This window comes from Gordonia sp. NPDC003504 (assembly GCF_053587995.1).
The window spans coordinates 190,196-206,078 of sequence record NZ_JBSFPC010000004.1; the positions used below are offsets into that span (position 1 = coordinate 190,196).

Genomic DNA, 15,883 nt, shown 5'->3' on the forward strand with positions numbered 1-15,883 from the left:
GGCCGCCGCGCGTGAGCCGAACCCGGACGGGACTCTGAGCCCGATCAGCGGGTCAGCAACTCGCGCAGTTTCTTTCGGCTGACCTTGCCGACGCCGGTCTCGGGGAACTCGTCGATCACCGTGATCGCATCGGGTAGCTTCCACTCCGCCAGACCTGCGCGGCGCACGAATGCGCGGATTGCGGCGAGCGTGGGCGGATCGTCGCGGTCGGCGGGGATCACGTAGGCACAGGTCCGCTCGCCGAGGTAGGTGTCGGAGGCGGCGACGACGATCGCATCCCGGACCGACGGATGTGCAAGGAGATGCTCTTCGAGTTGTTCGGCGGACACCTTCTCGCCGCCACGGTTGATGCGGTCGGTGCCCCGCCCCCGCACCACCAGGTTGCCCAGCGCGGTGAACTCGACGACGTCGCCGGTGCGATACCAGCCGTCGGCGGCAAAGGATGTGGGGCTCGCTCCCTCCCAGTACGAACGAATCGTATAGGGCCCCTGCGTCTCCAGGAAGCCCGGCCCGTCGGTGACGGGGACCCCGTCCTCGTCGACGAGGCGCAGTTGGTCCCACTCCGACATGGGTCGGCCCTGCGTGGTGGTGATCTCGTCGTCAGGATCGTCGAGCCGGGTGTAACAGACCAGTCCCTCGGCCATGCCGAAGACCTGCTGGAGTCGTGCACCCAATGCGGGGCCGATCCGCTGCGCGAGTTCATCCGGACAGCGGGCACCTCCCACCTGCACGGTCTGCAGGCTCAACAGGTCGAAAGCCGTTCCGTTCTCCGCGGTTTCGGTCCAAACGCGGGCGAGCGGTGGCACCAACCCGACCATGGTGACCCGCTCCCGTGCGACCAGCTCCCACGCCACCGACGGCAACGGGGCCGCCGACAACACGACCGTGCCACCGGCGTGCAGGGCGCCGAGGATGCCAGGTGAACTCATCGGGAAATTGTGGGCGGCCGGCAGGACGACGAGGTACACCGTGTTCTCGTCGACGCCGCAGACCTCGTTGCTGCGCCGCACGCTGTACAGGTAGTCGGCGTGGGTGCGGGGAATCAACTTCGGTACGCCCGTACTACCACCGGACAATTGCAGGAATCCGAGATCCTCCGGGTCGGCCCGACCGTGATCGATGGGGTCGGCCCAGATCTCCTCGAGTACATCCGAGTCGATGAGGTGACCGACCGTGTCAACCTGGTCGGCGACCGACCGCGCGAGACCGCGATAGTCGAAACCCGGCGCCGACGCCGGGGAGATGATCGCCACCGCCCCGGCCGACCGCGCGATACCGACTAGCTCGTTCTCGCGGTGAGCTGGCAGACCGAACACCGGCAGGGCCCGTAGGCGGAACAGTGCGAACACCACTTCGACGTACTCGACGGAGTTCGGGATCTGTAGCAGGACCCGATCGTCCGGCGCGATACCGAGGGTAGCGAGGCCGGCGGCCAGACGACCCACCCGATCATCGAGTTCGGCATAGGTCAGCGAACGATCCACGTCGACCACCGCGAGCTTGTCCGCGAACGCCGGATCCGCGGCCCGACGTGCGACGATGTCGTCGAAGGTGTCGTCGGTCCACACCCCGTTCTCGCGATAGTGGTCAGCAAGTTCGGAGGGCCATGACATCGCACGCACAAGGTGAGGCTACCCTAATGCTGTGTCCATTCCGCCCATAGCTCCTTACCGTATACCCGACGGGCCGTTCCCTGCCCGGGTCGACTGGACGCTGCACCCCGATCGATGCGCACTTCTCATCCACGACATGCAGCGCTACTTCATTGATGCCTATCGACTCGATCATGAGCCGATGGCGACCGCGCTCCCCAACATGGTGGCGATTCGCGATGCCTGCCATGCGGTCGGAGTGCCGGTCGTCTACACGGCCCAGCCCGGTGATCAGCATCCGTCCCGACGTGGCATCCTCTCGGAGTTCTGGGGCCGCGGTCTCAGTTCCGGACGAGACGAGGAAATTATTCCCCAACTGACTCCGGGGCCGGACGACATCTGCGTCACCAAATGGCGGTACTCCGGATTCCAACGCACCGATCTGCGGCAGTTGCTCGCCCATCACGGCCGGGATCAGCTGATCGTGGTCGGGGTGTACGCGCACATGGGATGCATGATCAGCGCGACCGAGGCCTTCATGAGCGATGTCGCCCCGTTCTTCGTCGTCGACGCCATGGCCGACTTCAGCGCCGATGAGCATCGAATGGCGGCCGACTACATCGGCAAGCGCGCGGGACGTGTCCTGGATGCCGCCGCGGTGATCTCGTCGATCACGCCGCCGACGCAGGGCGGGACAGCTCGCACCGACGATCCCGGCGCGCGTGGCCGGTCCGGAATCACCGCATGAGCGACGATCCACGGACGCCCGTCGCCGGGGTGGTGGGTGAGGTCGCCGTCGTCACCGGCGCCGCAGGCGGTATCGGATCCGCAGTCTGCGCGGTGCTGCGCGACTCCGGTGCCACCGTGATCGGCTGGGATGTCCACGAGGACAACGGCACGGCGCCCGATGACGTGCACGGCACGGCGCGCGATGACGTGCACGGCACGGCGCGCGATGACGTGCACGGCACGGCACCCGATGACGTGCACGACCGCCCCGCTCGGGCCGGTGACATCGCCGACGTCGACATCACCGATCGCGAGGCCGTGGCGGCCGCCTGGGACGCCGTCGCGCGCGAGCACGGACCAGTGGGCATCGTCGTCTCGGCGGCCGGAGTGATGAGTGACGACTGGGATCTGTGCATGGCGGTCAACGCCGGCGGGGTTCGGAATCTTCTCGACGCGGCAGTTCCGACGCTGGTGGAGCATCGCCACGGAGTGGTGGTCGTCGTCTCGAGCAACGCGAGTGCCACGCCACGGTCCGCCTTCCCTGCCTACGCCGCATCCAAGGCGGCCGCGACCTCCTATGCACGCAGCATCGGATTGGCCGCGGCACCATCCGGGGTACGCGTGAACGTGGTATCACCCGGCTCGACCAACACGCCGATGCTGCGCGGCATGTGGTCGTCGGACGATGACCGCACTACCGTATTGGCCGGTGATGCAACGCAATTCCGCCTCGGTATTCCCTTGGGGAGGATCGCCGAAGCACGAGACATCGCAGAGACGGTCGTCTTCTTGGCCTCCGACGCGGCGCGACACATCACGATGCACGACCTCCGGGTCGACGGAGGTGCGACATTGGACAGCTGACGGCGATCCACCATCCCTGCTCATTCTCCCGACCAACAACCCCGACGATTGGAATCAATTCTCGTGAGAAATTCCCGATTGATGCTGCGCGGCCTGGTAGTGGCCGTCGCCATCGGCATGACAGCGTTCCTCGGCGCCTGCTCGTCTCCCGATGAGGACTCGTCCTCGAGTGACGCATCGTTCTCGCCGGTCACCATCACGCACGAGTACGGCTCGACCGAGATCAAGGCGAAGCCGACACGTGTGGTCACTCTGCTCACCGACTGGACCGACACGCTTGCGGCGCTGGACATCCCGATCACGGCAAGTTTCGTGCCGGAATCTTCACCGACGTACTCGTGGACACCGCAGAACAATGCGGAGGTCGTCAAGGTCGCCGATCCCACGCAGGTGACGGTGGCCGAGTTGGCCAAGTACAACCCCGATCTCATCCTGGCCGGGCCGCTCGGTGACCAGAACCGCTACAACCAGCTCAGCGAGATCGCGCCCACCATTCCGCTGATCAACAAGGGCGCCACGGTGGACACCTGGGAACAGCTGGCCACCACCACCGGGCAGATCTTCGGTGTGCAGGATCAGGCTCAGAAGCTGATCGACGAGACGAATGCGAAGATCTCGAAGTTCAAGTCCGACAACCCCGGTTCGCAGGGTAAGACCTTCACCTTCGCACAGGTCATGCCGACCGGTCAGATCGGTGCGGTCAACACGACCGAGGATCCCGCTGCCGGTCTGATCGCGCAACTGGGCTTCACCCTCAACCCCGAGGTCGCCGCGCAGCACACAGAGGGGCAGACACGGTCGCGAATCTCCCCCGAGCGCATTGACCTGCTGAACTCCGATCTGCTGATCGCCTACGTTCCGGGCGGCGATTTCGCTGCGGTGCAGAAGATTCCGGGTTGGAGTAACCTCACCGCCGTCAAGAACGGGACCGTGGTGTTCCTCAACGACGACACGCAGCCCGCGTTCAGTGTGCCGAGCGCACCGTCGGTCGGTTTCGTCATCAACACCCTGAATCCGGTGGCCGCCAAGCTCTGATCCGGCGGACCGATTGCGACGAGCCGGTGTGGGTGATTCAGATCACCCACACCGGCTTCGTTGTGCAGTACGACCCCCCTGGCCGGTGCCGGCCCAGCCACTTTGATTCGCTGGTCGAGCAGGCCCTTTCGCCGTTCGAGCCGTGAGTCAAGACCACGCAGTGTGCGCCGGACATTCCCCGGCCACAACGATTCTGCGGCGGTGCGGCCGGCCAGTCCCGGCGGGCGGGCTGGTTCAGCAGGTGTCGAGCCGGTGGTGGAGCCGGGCGGCCAGGACACGTTCGACCCCGCTGTTGCGTGGGTTCATGCCGATGGCGGCCAGTTCCTCAGGCTCACGTTCGCGGTTGGCACAGGTGGTGGTACGGATGCCGCCATCACGGATGCGGCGCTCGCGTTGTTGTCCTTCGGTGGTCGTGTCGCGGACACGAATCCGGGTACGCGAGGCGCGCTCCAACCCGGCAGTGGTGGCTGGGTCGTCGGGATCGTCGGCGATCGCAACACCGTCTCCGTCGAAGATGACCAGGTCGATCTCCCCGGTGTCGATGACACCGGATTCGCCGGAGTGCTCGTCGCCAATGGCGTCGGGCCTGTCCCGCTGGTCGGGGCTCGACCTGATCACATTGGACTACGCCCGAGCCGTATTCGTCGACGCCTGGTTCAGGCGATCAGCGACGCCGGACTCGTGGCCGTCATCCTCGCCGATGCTGCCTGCGCTGTCGACGGTGTCGACGATGGTCGCGGCGTCGGCGGTCGGAGCCTGGTGGTCACTCGGAACACCACGGTCGGAGGGAATTTCGGCCTCGACGGTCGGTGCCGCGTCCTCGTGGTCGTGGTGAGTGTCGGGCTCGGCCTCACCACCTGCGTCAGCGTCAGCGGCGTCGGCTTCGAGGTCAGCAGTTTCGGCATCGATCGCTTCGGCGTCGACAGCGTCGGTGTCTGCGGCTCCGGTTGCTCGACCGGGCGGAACTAGGTGCGCGATTCGCCGTCGAAGATCTCGACGATCTGTGCCGCACCGAGAGCCGGCGTCAATTCTGCTCCGCGGACACGGTTTTCGATGTCGGCGCGCGTGGCCTTGACGGCTGGGCTGTTGGCGAGACGGGACACCACGGTCTCACGCGCCATCTCCCACATCCAGTCGATCTGCTGACGGCTGCGGCGCGCGTCGAATTCGCCTGCAGCCATCAGTGTTTCGCGGTGCTTCTCGATCGCCGCCCAGTAGTCGTCGACTCCGGTGTTCTCGATCGCACTCATCGTCTGCACCGGCGGGAACCACAGCGCGTCGTGCGGATAGATCAGTTTCAGCGCATTCTTCAGTTCGCGCGCAGCCGATTTGGCCTCGTTGAGGTGTTTGCCGTCGGCCTTGTTGACGACGATCACGTCGGCGAGTTCGAGCACGCCCTTCTTGATGCCCTGCAGGGAGTCACCGGTGCGGGCGAGAGTCAGGAACGAGAAGGTGTCGACCATATTGGCCACGGCCACCTCCGACTGTCCGACACCGACGGTCTCCACGAGTACCACATCGAAGCCCGCGGCCTCGACGAGGACGATCGTCTCCCTTGTCGCCTTGGTGACACCACCGAGAGTGCCCGACGTCGGCGACGGACGGATGTAGGCGCGTCGATCCATCGACAGCCGCGCCATCCGCGTCTTGTCACCGAGGATGGACCCGCCGGTGCGCGTCGACGACGGATCCACCGCGAGAACCGCGACCTTGTGACCCTTCTCGATCAGATAGAGCCCGAGCGCCTCGATCGTCGTCGACTTCCCCACCCCGGGCACACCGGTGATTCCCACGCGAAATGACTTGCCCGCGTGCGGAGTCAACCGGAGTAACAGCTCCTGGGCGGCCGCCCGATGTTCGGGACGTGTCGACTCCACCAGCGTGATCGCACGCGCCAATTCGGCGCGACCGTCCTCCAGGATCGCCTTCTCGAGCTCGTCGACGTCGATCGGGCGTCGCGTCACCCTCGCTGTACCGGTCACTCCGACGCGGCGCCCGCGAGTTCGAGGCCGAGGTTGTCGGCCAGCTTGTTGACCAGCTCCACCGCCGAGTCGGCGATGACCGTGCCGGGCGGGAAGATCGCGGCGGCGCCGGCCTCGTACAACTCGTCGAAGTCGCCGGGCGGGATCACGCCACCGACCACGATCATGATGTCCGGACGACCCACCTTCTCGAGGGCCTCCCGAAGTGCCGGCACCAGGGTGAGGTGTCCGGCGGCCAACGACGACACGCCGACGACATGCACATCGTTGTCGGCGGCCTGCGCGGCCACCTCTTCGGGCGTGGCGAACAGCGGGCCCACGTCGACGTCGAAACCGAGATCGGCGAACGCTGTCGCGATCACCTTCTGACCTCGGTCGTGGCCGTCCTGGCCCATCTTGGCCACCAGTACGCGGGGACGGCGGCCCTCCGCCTCGGCGAACTCCGCGACGATCTTGGTGGCGGCGTCGACGCCGGTCACTTCGCCCACCTCATGTCGATACACCCCGCTGATGGTCTTGATCTCTGCCTGGTGCCGACCATAGACCTTTTCCAGCGCGGCGGAGATCTCACCGACCGTCGCCTGTTGCCGTGCCGCCTCGATGGCCAGGGCCATCAGGTTGTTCTCCATGCCACCCTCGGTGGCCGCGGCGGCCCGGGTGAGATTGGCCAGCGCCGCCTCCACCGCCACCGAATCCCGGCCTGCGCGAAGACGTTCGAGCTTGTCGAGCTGTTCGGCGCGCACCTTGGAGTTCTCGACCTTGAGGACCTCGATCTCCTCGTCGTCGGCCACCCGGTACTTGTTCACGCCGATCAACGGTTGCTGACCCGAGTCGATTCGCGCCTGGGTGCGTGCGGCCGCCTCTTCGATGCGAAGCTTCGGCAGGCCCTCGTTGATGGCCTGGGTCATTCCGCCGGTCTCCTCGACCTCGGCGATGTGAGCGCGGGCCTTCTGCGCCAACTGGTGGGTCAGCCACTCGACGTAGTTCGAACCGGCCCACGGATCGATGGGTCGCGTCGTCCCCGATTCCTGCTGCAGCAGCAGCTGCGTGTTGCGCGCGATACGCGCGGAGAAGTCGGTCGGCAGGGCGATCGCCTCGTCGAGGGCGTTGGTGTGCAGCGACTGGGTGTGTCCCTGGGTGGCAGCCATCGCCTCCACGCAGGTGCGGGCGACGTTGTTGAACACGTCCTGTGCGGTCAGCGACCAACCCGAGGTTTGCGAATGTGTACGCAGGGACAGCGATTTCGCGCTCTTCGGATCGAACTGGGCGACCAGTTCGCTCCACAGCAGACGGCCCGCGCGCAGCTTGGCGACCTCCATGAAGAAGTTCATGCCGATACCCCAGAAGAACGACAGTCGCGGTGCGAACTTGTCGATGTCCAGACCCGCGTCGAGACCCGCCCGGATGTACTCGACACCATCGGCAAGGGTGTACGCCAACTCCAGATCGGCGGTCGCCCCGGCTTCCTGAATGTGGTAGCCGGAGATCGAGATCGAGTTGAACTTCGGCATCTTCTGGCTGGTGTACTCGAAGATGTTCGAGATGATCCGCATCGACGGTTTCGGCGGATAGATGTAGGTGTTGCGGACCATGAACTCTTTGAGGATGTCGTTCTGGATGGTCCCGGCGAGCTTCTCCGGTGGCACGCCCTGCTCTTCTGCCGCAACGACATACAGCGCCAGAATCGGCAGCACCGCGCCGTTCATCGTCATCGACACCGAGACGCTGCCCAGGTCGATACCGTCGAACAGCTGGCGCATGTCGAGGATCGAGTCGATCGCCACGCCGGCCATACCAACGTCCCCGGCCACACGGGGATGATCGGAGTCGTAGCCACGGTGGGTCGCGAGGTCGAAGGCCACCGACAGGCCCTTCTGCCCGGCCGCGAGGTTGCGACGGTAGAAGGCGTTCGACTCGGCGGCGGTTGAGAAGCCCGCGTACTGACGGATCGTCCACGGCTGATTCACGTACATCGTCGGATACGGACCCCGGATGAACGGCGCCGATCCGGGAATCGAATCCAGCGGATACGGATGGTCGTCGTCTGCGGTGACCGCGTCACGGTCGGCGCGGGTGTACACCGGCTGCACGTCGATCTGCTCCGGGGTGCTCCAGGTGACCTGCTCGGTGGTGTAGCCGTGGGCACCCGACAACGTCTCGATGACGTCGTTGCCGGCGTCGGCGCTCACTTCGGGGACGTCGAAGTCGAGGGGGACGTCGGCGAAACTCGGTATGGCGGTTCGCTGTTCGGTGTTGGTCATGCGGATGCTCCCGAGGTCGCGGGCTCGGCGGGTGCGAGCCGGTCGAACAGTTCGGTCAGGGTGGTCACCGCGTCGATCCCGACACGTAGCGAGCCATCCGGGGTGTCGTCTCCGGCCGGCCATTCACGATCGGGGCCGGCGAGCAGCACCTTCTCGAGACCCGCGGCACGGGCCGCGGCGAGCGCGGCGGCACCGTCGGAGGCGTACCGCGCCTTGGTGCCGCAGAGGACGGCGATCGAGGTGTCCACGTCGGCGACGGCTCCTGCGATGGCCTCGGCCGTCAGCGGTCCGGGATTGATCGCCGAGATGCCACCGGCCGCGAGGAGGTTGGCGACAAAGGTGGTGCGGCCGTTGTGCTCGGCGACACTTCCCAACGGCAGCAACAGGATCCGGGGACGAGAACCGGTCGCGGCGAGCACCCCGTCGGACCGGTCACGCAGTGCCTCGAAGGCCCGGCCGACCCGGGCGAGTCGTGGGGTCGCACCGACGAGGTCCGTCGCGGTGGAGACGTCGGCTCCCAGCGGCTTCTCGTCGAGGTTCGGGAATTCGTTGACACCGGTCACTGACTCGCGACGGTGGGCGACCTCGACGTCGCGGGTGGCCAGCGATTCGGCAACCCGCTCGGCGATCCAGCCGTCGTCGAGGGCCGCACGGTAGCCACCCCTGGCCTCGATGTCGCCGAAGACCGCCCACGCGTTGGCGGCGAGGTCGTCGGTCAGCGATTCGACGAACCATGAACCACCGGCGGGATCGAGGACGCGTCCGACGTTGGATTCCTCGAGCAGCAGCAGCTGCGTGTTCCGTGCGATGCGTCGCGAGAACGTCGCGCTCGAGGTGCGGTGGTCGGCCGGAATGGCCGCGTCGAAGCCGAGGACGGTCACCTGGTCGGCACCGCCGACGCCGCCGCCGAAAGCTCCGATCGTGCTACGCAGCATGTTCACCCACGGGTCACGCTGCGAGTACATCGACAGATCGGTGACCGCGTGGGTCAGGGCCGCTCCGGCCGCACGTGCGCCGAGCACGTCGGCCACCCGCGCCCACACGCGACGCAGGGCTCGCAGTTTGGCGATTCCGGCGAACTGGTCGTCGTCGACGGACACCGCGAAGGAGATCTGTCCGAGTGCCTGATCCACGCCGAGTCCCGCGGCGGTCAGCTCGCGCAGATGCGCCACGGCCGCGGCGACGACGAGCGCGAGCTCGAGTCCGTTGTCGGCGCCGGCGGTCGCGAAATCGGTGCCGTCCACGCGCAGCGTTCGCACCCCGGCCGGGCCGTCGGTGGCGACCTCGACGGCGAGCGCGGTTGCCGCCGCCGGATCGACGGTGTCACGACCGGAGAAGGCGGCGGTCAACGGGGACAGACCCAGCGACACCGTGGTGGCAGCGGTCGGTGCCGCGGCACCGGATACCGATGCGGATGCCTTCTTGAGATCGAGCAGCGCACGAGCGGCGTCGATGCCCAGAACCCCAGCGTCCAGGGTGACCGGTACGAGGTCGAGGTAGACACCGGCGAGAACTCCGGCGAGGTCGTCGACGCCGATGGCCTCGCCGACCTTGAGCCACAGTCCACTCGCGCCGTTGGTCATCGCCTCGAGGATGGTGGTGTTGATCTCGGAGATCGCCGTGGTGCCGGATTCGCCGGTGGTCGGGTCGCCGAAACGTTCGGTCACCCGCCACCCGGTCAGCACGTCACGCTCGGGGTCGGCGCCCCGCACATAGGGGAACCGGCCGGGGACTCCGGGCTCGGTCACCTCGTCGCGGCGTGTGTAGAGCGGGCGAATGGTGAGACCGTCTCGCGTCTGCGTCGACAGCAGGGCCTCGGGACTGTCGGGCAGATCCGCGACCTCGACTCGTCGGGACTTGGCCAACACCGCCGCCGCGGCCGTCGACCACGTCTGATAGGCCTCATCGAGTGTCGGCTGAGCTTGGGCTGGTTGCTCGGGCATCGTGTGGGACACACCTCCGTCGTGCACTCGGTTCGAGAGCGTAAATGACCTTAGCCGATCGCTCGCTCGGTCGACGCATGTGGTCGGCATCGTGAGATATGCCACGCCGTCACGGCCGGTAAAGTGAGTCGGTGCCCTCCGATTCTCCCATCACCGACGACGCCACGACGACGGGTCGGTCGGCATCGGCGCACCCAGTCCAGGCGCAGGGACGACGGAACATCCGCAATGCGGTGATCGGGTTTCTCGCCCTCTGCGCGGTGCTGGCCATCTCCTATCTCATCCCGATTCCGTCGATCTCCAGTGTCCGAAGCTGGGGTGAACACCTCGGACCGGCATTCGTCTGGGTGTTCTTCGTCGCATACGTGCTGTGCACCCTGCTCCCGATCCCCCGGACGATCTTCACCGTCATGTCGGGTGTCTTCTTCGGTCCGGTCGTGGGCTTGGTCGGGGCGATGATCGCGGCCACCACCGCTGCCTTCCTGGCATTCGAGATCTCCCGGCGGGTCGGACAGGAACGCGTGCAGAAACACTTGCGTCGACCGGTGATGCGCGCCGTCGAGTATCGCCTCAACACCCGCGGGTGGCTCGCCGTCGGGTCGCTGCGCCTCATCCCGATCTGTCCGTTCTGGCTTCTGAACTACTCGGCAGGACTCTCGTCGGTGCGCGTCGTGCCATACATGATCGCGACGGTCGTCGCCATGGCACCGGGTACGACGGCGGTCGTGTTGCTCGGTGACGCGCTGACCGGCACCCGCAATCCGTGGCTGATCGCCCTCAGCGGATGCTTCTTCGCCATCGGTGTGGTCGGGCTCATCCTCGACGCACGGATGCCGGTCCGACAGCGGACCTGATCGATCCCGGATTGCGGGCTCAGCCGGGCTGATACCCGCCCACCGGCCCATCAACGGCGGGTGTCTGCGGCACACCCGGTACCGCGGGAGTCTCGATGCCCGTGCCGCCGCCGATCCCCGGGGTCGCGATGTCCGGCCTCGCGATTCCCGGTCGACGCACCGGAACCTCGGGTTCGACGGGCTGTCGTGCCACGGCCTCGGCGGCGGCGACCGCCTCTGCGACCTTGGGATCGGTCGACATGTCGAACCACGTCTCGGTCTCGGAATCGTCGACGTCGGGCGCCGGGTCGTCGGCGGGTTGATACCGGAACACCCCGTCGTCGCCCTGGACGCCGAAGGACTTCGCGAATCCCTGCAGGGCCGAACCGAAGTCGGTGGGTAGCACCCACACCTTGCTGGCCTCACCCTTGGCCATCTCGGGGATCTGCTGCAGGTACTGATAGGCCAGGATCTCCGGGGTGGGTTTGGCGGACTTGACCGCGGCGAAGGTCTTCTGGATCGCCTTCGCCTCGCCCTGCGCCTTCAGGTAGGTCGCGGCACGGTCACCCTGGGCGCGGAGGATCCGTGACTGCCGGTCGGCTTCGGCGCTGAGGATCGCGGCCTGCTTTGCGCCCTCGGCGGCCAGGATCTGACTTTGCTTGGCACCTTCTGCGGTCTTGATCGCCGATTCGCGTTGGCCCTCGGCCGCCAGGATGGTGGCGCGCTTCTCGCGGTCGGCCTTCATCTGCTTTTCCATCGACTCCTGGATCGACGGTGGCGGCATGATCGACTTCAGTTCGACTCGTGCCACCCGCAGTCCCCACCGGCCGGTGGCCTCGTCGAGGACGCCGCGGAGTTGACCGTTGATCGAGTCACGCGAGGTGAGGGTCTCCTCGAGGGTCATGCCGCCGACCACGTTGCGCAGCGTGGTGATGGTCAACTGCTCCACACCGGCGATGTAGTCGTCGATCTCGTACACCGCCGACCGCGGATTGGTGACCTGGAAGTAGACGACCGTGTCGATCGAGAGGGTCAGGTTGTCCTCGGTGATCACCGGTTGCGGAGGGAAGGACACGACGCGTTCACGGATGTCGACGCGCGCCCGGATACGGTCGATGAACGGCACCAGCAACGTCAGTTGGCCGGACACGGTCCGGGTGTACCGGCCCAGTCGCTCGATCACGGCGGCCTCCGCCTGCGGGATCAGCGCCACCGACTTCGCCAGCACCACCACCACCAGCACGATCAGCAGGACCGCGATTGCCAGTCCGAGATACTCCACGCCACTCACCCTTTCCATACGACGGCGGTCGCGCCGTCGATCTGCATCACGGTCACCTCGTCGCCGGCCTCGAAGACGTCACCGGGGGTCATCGACCGGGCCGACCAGATGTCCCCACCGATCTTGACCAGGCCCTCGTGCTCATCGACACGCGCGGTGACGGTCGCGTGCTTGCCCTCCAGCGCCTCGGTGTTGGTCAGCAGCGCGGGACGAGAAAGCATGTGCCGCTTGGCAACCGGGCGCACGAATGCGAGCAGCAGGACCGACACGACGGCGAAGACGATGCCGTCCACCCAGATCGGCGGGGAGAACAGGAAGTCGGTGGCCGACGCCGCGAGCGCTCCACCCCCGAGCATGAGCAGCACGAGATCGCCGCTGACCATCTCGCCGATCAGCAACACGATGACGGCTGCGAGCCAGAGCAATGCGCTCATGTCACCAGTCTGCCAGACACCCGGCCGACGGCAGCCCGACTCGAGGTCAGGCGTCGCCGTCGGCGGCGGTCACGAAGTCGATGAGTTCCTCGACCGGCCGGAGCAGATCGACCTCCAGATCCTTGTACCCCGACACTCCGCCGAGCACCCGACGCCAGCCGTCTTGCGGTGTGCCCCAGCCCAATCGGGTGCAGATCCCGGTCTTCCAGTCCTCCCCGCGCGGCACCCTCGGCCACGCGGTGATGCCGACCGAGGCCGGTTTGACGGCCTCCCAGACGTCGATGAACCGATGCCCGCACACCAGCACGTGTTCACCGACATCGGCGGTCAGGCGTTCCTCCTTGGACCCCGCGACGAGGTGATCGACGAGGACACCGGCACGACGATGTGCGGCGGGCCCGAACTCCTCGAGCACGACGTCGAGGTTGTCGAGTCCGTCGAGACCGACGACCACCACACCCTCCGCGCGCAGGTCGGCACCCCACACGCGTTCGATCAGCGTGGCGTCGTGGACGCCCTCGACGAAGATCCGACTCGCGCGCGCCCGACGGGCCCGGGTCGTGGGTGCCACCCGCGACCCGGACGCGGTGCGTGTCGCGGCGACGGGACCGCGGCCGCGTGGCCGCACCAATGTGACCGGCTTCCCGTCGATGAGGAACGCGGCCGGATGCATCAGGAACACCCGCGTGCGCCCATGCCGGTCCTCGAGTCGGACCAGGTCACCGGCGTAGCTCTTCTCATGGCCGACGACAGCGCCGCAGAATCCGCTCGCCGCGTCCTCGACGACCAGATCGCGTTCGGCGGCGACCTCGGGCACTCGTGGTGTGGCCCGACGCGGCGACGACAAGACATCTCGTCCGTATCGATCATTCATCACTCCGGCCACGCTAGTTAACAGGTGCCCCAAGACGTGGGTGCCACGCCGTCGGGCCGACCAGCATGCCCGACGGTACTGTGGAGTGCCTATGACCAGTACCGACCACGGCATCGCAGCGGCCTGGCCGGCCTGCGCCCTCGGGGCATGGGCCGCGGCCTGGATCGCCGGTCGCTGCTCCCCCGACGACGTCGTCGACACCCTGGCGAGCTCGGCGGACCTGCACATCGTCGACGACCGCACTGACGGCGCCGACATGTCGCACACCGGCGTCCTAGCGCTCCTCGGACGACTCCGCGGCGCGCGCGGACTGTCGGTGCGGCTCCCCGTGGCCGGCGACCCCCAGGGCCTCCCACCGGGCGCGCCCACGTCGGCGGCCCTGGCCGCCGGCGAGGTCCTGCTCGTCGACGACGGCGGTCGGGACACGCCGCTGGCCCTGATCCCCGCCGAACACGACGGCAGTTACCGCTGGACGGTGCTGCGCTACGACACCGAGGTGCCGCTGACCCCGTCGCGGTCGCCCGGGGACGTCGAGTACGAACTACGGCAGGCGGTGTCGTCGGCCACCGAGCTGATCACGCGTGTCGGCGCCCGGTCCAGTACGGCGCCGGCCGACCTGCGCGGAACCCTGCGCACACTGACCCATCGGCACCTCGTGGAACTGCCCCCGCACGACGACGCCCGTATCACCCGTATCATCGCCACCGCGGCACAGGTCGAGGCCGTCGTCGCTCTCGCCGGCGACGGGGTGGGCATCGGCGACACGGCGGGTCAGTGGTCCGCCGGTGACGGCGAATTGCGGCGACTGGTGACCCTGACCCATGCCGCGCGGTCCGCAGCGGTCAACCGGCTCATCACCGAATTCCTGCCCCCTGCACCGTGATCGGTTGCGGGCGCCGACGGTGACCGGCTCGACCTCGACGCCCGGTCAGGACCGACGCGCCGGGCGTTGCACCGGGACGCAACAGCGGTCACGGCACACCCGCCCGTTGTCGCCGCATCCCATCGCGCCCAGATCGCCTGCGCCGGAGACATACTCATCGACGAGGTCGGCGATCATCGCCACGAAACGCCGGTCGGTGCCGACCGTGTCGGCGCGTGCGTAGGCCATACCCAGCCGGGCGGCGAGATCGGCGGCCTCGTTGTCGAGGTCCCAGATGACCTCGAGGTGATCGGAGACGAACCCGACCGGATAGACCACCACCCGCGTAACACCGTCGGCGGCAATGTTTTCCAGATGATCACAGATGTCCGGCTCCAGCCATGGCACCTGCGGTGGGCCGGATCGTGACTGCCACACCTGGTCGAACTCGGTGAATCCCGCAGCGTGCGCGACGAGTTCGGCGGCGCGTGCCACCTGCCGCGAGTAGAGACCACCACCGTCGGCGGCGGGTCCGGATGCCGCGTCGGCGGACGTCGGCACCGAATGCGCGGTGCACACCAACCGCACCGCCGCCCGATCGCCGTCCGCCCGATCGCCGTCAGGCAGTGCCGCCATCGCCCGGGCGATGGCATCGCGGCCGGCGGCCACCATGGCCGGATGATCCCAGTACTGCGGGAGTTTGCGCACCAGAACGGGATCCGAGGCCGATGCGGGGCGTCGCACGGTCAACGCCGCGATCGCACGTTCGATGTCCTCGTGATACTGCCGGCATCCGGAGTAACCACCCCACGCCGACGTCGGGAACAGCAGGAACCGACGATGCCCGTCGTCATAGGCGTCGACGAGGACGTCCTCGATGAGCGGATGCCAGTTACGGTTCCCGAAGTACACCGGCAGAGCGCCACGTCCGCGGGAATCGAGTTCGGCGCGCAGCGTCTCGATCATGTCGAGGTTGAGGCGATTGATCGGCGACACCCCACCGAAGTGGAGGTAGTGTTCGGCGACCGCCTCGAGCCGTTCCCGCGGCACGCCGCGACCGCGGGTCACGTTCTCCAGGAACGGCATCACCTCGTCGGGGCCGTTGGGCCCGCCGAAGGACAGGAACAACACGGCATCGAAATCGGCACCGACGACGTCTGCGCCGCCGAGACTCCCGTCGCTCACCGACGCA

At 67.3% G+C, this 15,883-nt stretch carries 15 protein-coding genes; 6 read left to right on the forward strand and 9 right to left on the reverse strand.

The window, feature by feature from the left end; translation table 11 throughout:
* Positions 1-44: 44 nt before the first annotated feature.
* Positions 45-1,613: a (2,3-dihydroxybenzoyl)adenylate synthase gene (locus ACWDPV_RS10250; RefSeq protein WP_449742864.1), complete on the reverse strand. Its 1,569-nt coding sequence runs from the start codon at positions 1,611-1,613 to the stop codon at positions 45-47.
* A 31-nt stretch (positions 1,614-1,644) separates the two neighbouring features.
* On the opposite strand from ACWDPV_RS10250, the gene ACWDPV_RS10255 reads away from it, so the two are divergent.
* The 3 genes from ACWDPV_RS10255 to ACWDPV_RS10265 all read left to right on the forward strand — a co-directional run bounded on the left by ACWDPV_RS10255 (position 1,645) and on the right by ACWDPV_RS10265 (position 4,220).
* A complete protein-coding gene (locus tag ACWDPV_RS10255) occupies positions 1,645-2,340 on the forward strand; it encodes an isochorismatase family protein (RefSeq protein ID WP_449742865.1) in 696 nt (231 codons plus the stop codon).
* Positions 2,337-3,185 (forward strand): SDR family oxidoreductase, encoded by an 849-nt coding sequence (locus tag ACWDPV_RS10260; protein WP_449742866.1) that lies wholly within the window; start codon positions 2,337-2,339, stop codon positions 3,183-3,185. Before ACWDPV_RS10255 ends, ACWDPV_RS10260 begins: the two co-directional genes overlap by 4 nt.
* A gap of 63 nt (positions 3,186-3,248) precedes the next feature.
* The gene (locus ACWDPV_RS10265; protein ID WP_449742867.1) at positions 3,249-4,220 is read left to right on the forward strand and encodes an ABC transporter substrate-binding protein; all 972 of its coding nucleotides are present in this window, start codon (positions 3,249-3,251) and stop codon (positions 4,218-4,220) included.
* 234 nt (positions 4,221-4,454) lie between these two features.
* Here the strand turns inward: ACWDPV_RS10265 and ACWDPV_RS10270 are convergent, their stop codons facing one another.
* Entirely contained in the window at positions 4,455-4,838 is a 384-nt protein-coding gene (locus ACWDPV_RS10270; RefSeq protein ID WP_449742868.1) for a hypothetical protein, read from the reverse strand.
* Between the two features lie 63 nt (positions 4,839-4,901).
* On the opposite strand from ACWDPV_RS10270, the gene ACWDPV_RS10275 reads away from it, so the two are divergent.
* A complete protein-coding gene (locus ACWDPV_RS10275) occupies positions 4,902-5,189 on the forward strand; it encodes a hypothetical protein (protein ID WP_449742869.1) in 288 nt (95 codons plus the stop codon).
* Here the strand turns inward: ACWDPV_RS10275 and meaB are convergent.
* The 3 genes from meaB to ACWDPV_RS10290 are packed head-to-tail and all read right to left on the reverse strand — an operon-like array spanning position 5,186 to position 10,406.
* Entirely contained in the window at positions 5,186-6,184 is a 999-nt protein-coding gene (gene meaB / locus ACWDPV_RS10280; protein ID WP_449742870.1) for a methylmalonyl Co-A mutase-associated GTPase MeaB, read from the reverse strand. The genes ACWDPV_RS10275 and meaB overlap by 4 nt on opposite strands.
* Positions 6,185-6,198: 14 nt before the next feature.
* The gene (gene scpA, locus ACWDPV_RS10285; RefSeq protein WP_449742871.1) at positions 6,199-8,463 is read right to left on the reverse strand and encodes a methylmalonyl-CoA mutase; all 2,265 of its coding nucleotides are present in this window, start codon (positions 8,461-8,463) and stop codon (positions 6,199-6,201) included.
* Positions 8,460-10,406: a methylmalonyl-CoA mutase family protein gene (locus ACWDPV_RS10290; protein ID WP_449742872.1), complete on the reverse strand. Its 1,947-nt coding sequence runs from the start codon at positions 10,404-10,406 to the stop codon at positions 8,460-8,462. Before ACWDPV_RS10290 ends, scpA begins: the two co-directional genes overlap by 4 nt.
* A 131-nt stretch (positions 10,407-10,537) precedes the next feature.
* Here ACWDPV_RS10290 and ACWDPV_RS10295 point away from each other — a divergent pair, with 131 nt between their 5' ends.
* A complete protein-coding gene (locus ACWDPV_RS10295; RefSeq protein ID WP_449742873.1) occupies positions 10,538-11,260 on the forward strand; it encodes a TVP38/TMEM64 family protein in 723 nt (240 codons plus the stop codon).
* A 19-nt stretch (positions 11,261-11,279) separates the two neighbouring features.
* Here the strand turns inward: ACWDPV_RS10295 and ACWDPV_RS10300 are convergent, their stop codons facing one another.
* Genes ACWDPV_RS10300 through ACWDPV_RS10310 form a run of 3 tightly spaced genes read right to left on the reverse strand, consistent with a single transcriptional unit; the run spans position 11,280 to position 13,829 of the window.
* Entirely contained in the window at positions 11,280-12,539 is a 1,260-nt protein-coding gene (locus tag ACWDPV_RS10300; RefSeq protein WP_449742874.1) for an SPFH domain-containing protein, read from the reverse strand.
* The gene (locus ACWDPV_RS10305) at positions 12,527-12,955 is read right to left on the reverse strand and encodes an NfeD family protein (protein ID WP_348803790.1); all 429 of its coding nucleotides are present in this window, start codon (positions 12,953-12,955) and stop codon (positions 12,527-12,529) included. Before ACWDPV_RS10305 ends, ACWDPV_RS10300 begins: the two co-directional genes overlap by 13 nt.
* Positions 12,956-13,001: 46 nt before the next feature.
* Positions 13,002-13,829: a DUF3097 family protein gene (locus ACWDPV_RS10310; RefSeq protein ID WP_449742996.1), complete on the reverse strand. Its 828-nt coding sequence runs from the start codon at positions 13,827-13,829 to the stop codon at positions 13,002-13,004.
* 91 nt (positions 13,830-13,920) lie between these two features.
* On the opposite strand from ACWDPV_RS10310, the gene ACWDPV_RS10315 reads away from it, so the two are divergent.
* Positions 13,921-14,712 carry a hypothetical protein gene (locus tag ACWDPV_RS10315; protein ID WP_449742875.1) on the forward strand — a complete coding sequence of 264 codons (792 nt, stop codon included), beginning with the start codon at positions 13,921-13,923 and terminating at the stop codon, positions 14,710-14,712.
* Between the two features lie 45 nt (positions 14,713-14,757).
* On the opposite strand, the gene ACWDPV_RS10320 is transcribed toward ACWDPV_RS10315, so the two are convergent.
* Positions 14,758-15,876, reverse strand: a complete 1,119-nt coding sequence (locus ACWDPV_RS10320; protein WP_449742876.1) for a ferrochelatase — start codon at positions 15,874-15,876, stop codon at positions 14,758-14,760.
* Between the last annotated feature and the right edge of the window lie 7 nt (positions 15,877-15,883).

What these genes read in the sequence shown, in the direction of transcription:
- ACWDPV_RS10250 (WP_449742864.1), bottom strand. Translation starts at nt 1,613, where the DNA reads ATGTCATGGCCCTCCGAACTTGCTGACCACTATCGCGAGAACGGGGTG.
- ACWDPV_RS10260 (WP_449742866.1), top strand. Translation starts at nt 2,337, where the DNA reads ATGAGCGACGATCCACGGACGCCCGTCGCCGGGGTGGTGGGTGAGGTC.
- scpA (WP_449742871.1), bottom strand. Translation starts at nt 8,463, where the DNA reads ATGACCAACACCGAACAGCGAACCGCCATACCGAGTTTCGCCGACGTC.
- ACWDPV_RS10290 (WP_449742872.1), bottom strand. Translation starts at nt 10,406, where the DNA reads ATGCCCGAGCAACCAGCCCAAGCTCAGCCGACACTCGATGAGGCCTAT.
- ACWDPV_RS10300 (WP_449742874.1), bottom strand. Translation starts at nt 12,539, where the DNA reads ATGGAAAGGGTGAGTGGCGTGGAGTATCTCGGACTGGCAATCGCGGTC.
- ACWDPV_RS10305 (WP_348803790.1), bottom strand. Translation starts at nt 12,955, where the DNA reads ATGAGCGCATTGCTCTGGCTCGCAGCCGTCATCGTGTTGCTGATCGGC.
- ACWDPV_RS10310 (WP_449742996.1), bottom strand. Translation starts at nt 13,829, where the DNA reads ATGAATGATCGATACGGACGAGATGTCTTGTCGTCGCCGCGTCGGGCC.
- ACWDPV_RS10315 (WP_449742875.1), top strand. Translation starts at nt 13,921, where the DNA reads ATGACCAGTACCGACCACGGCATCGCAGCGGCCTGGCCGGCCTGCGCC.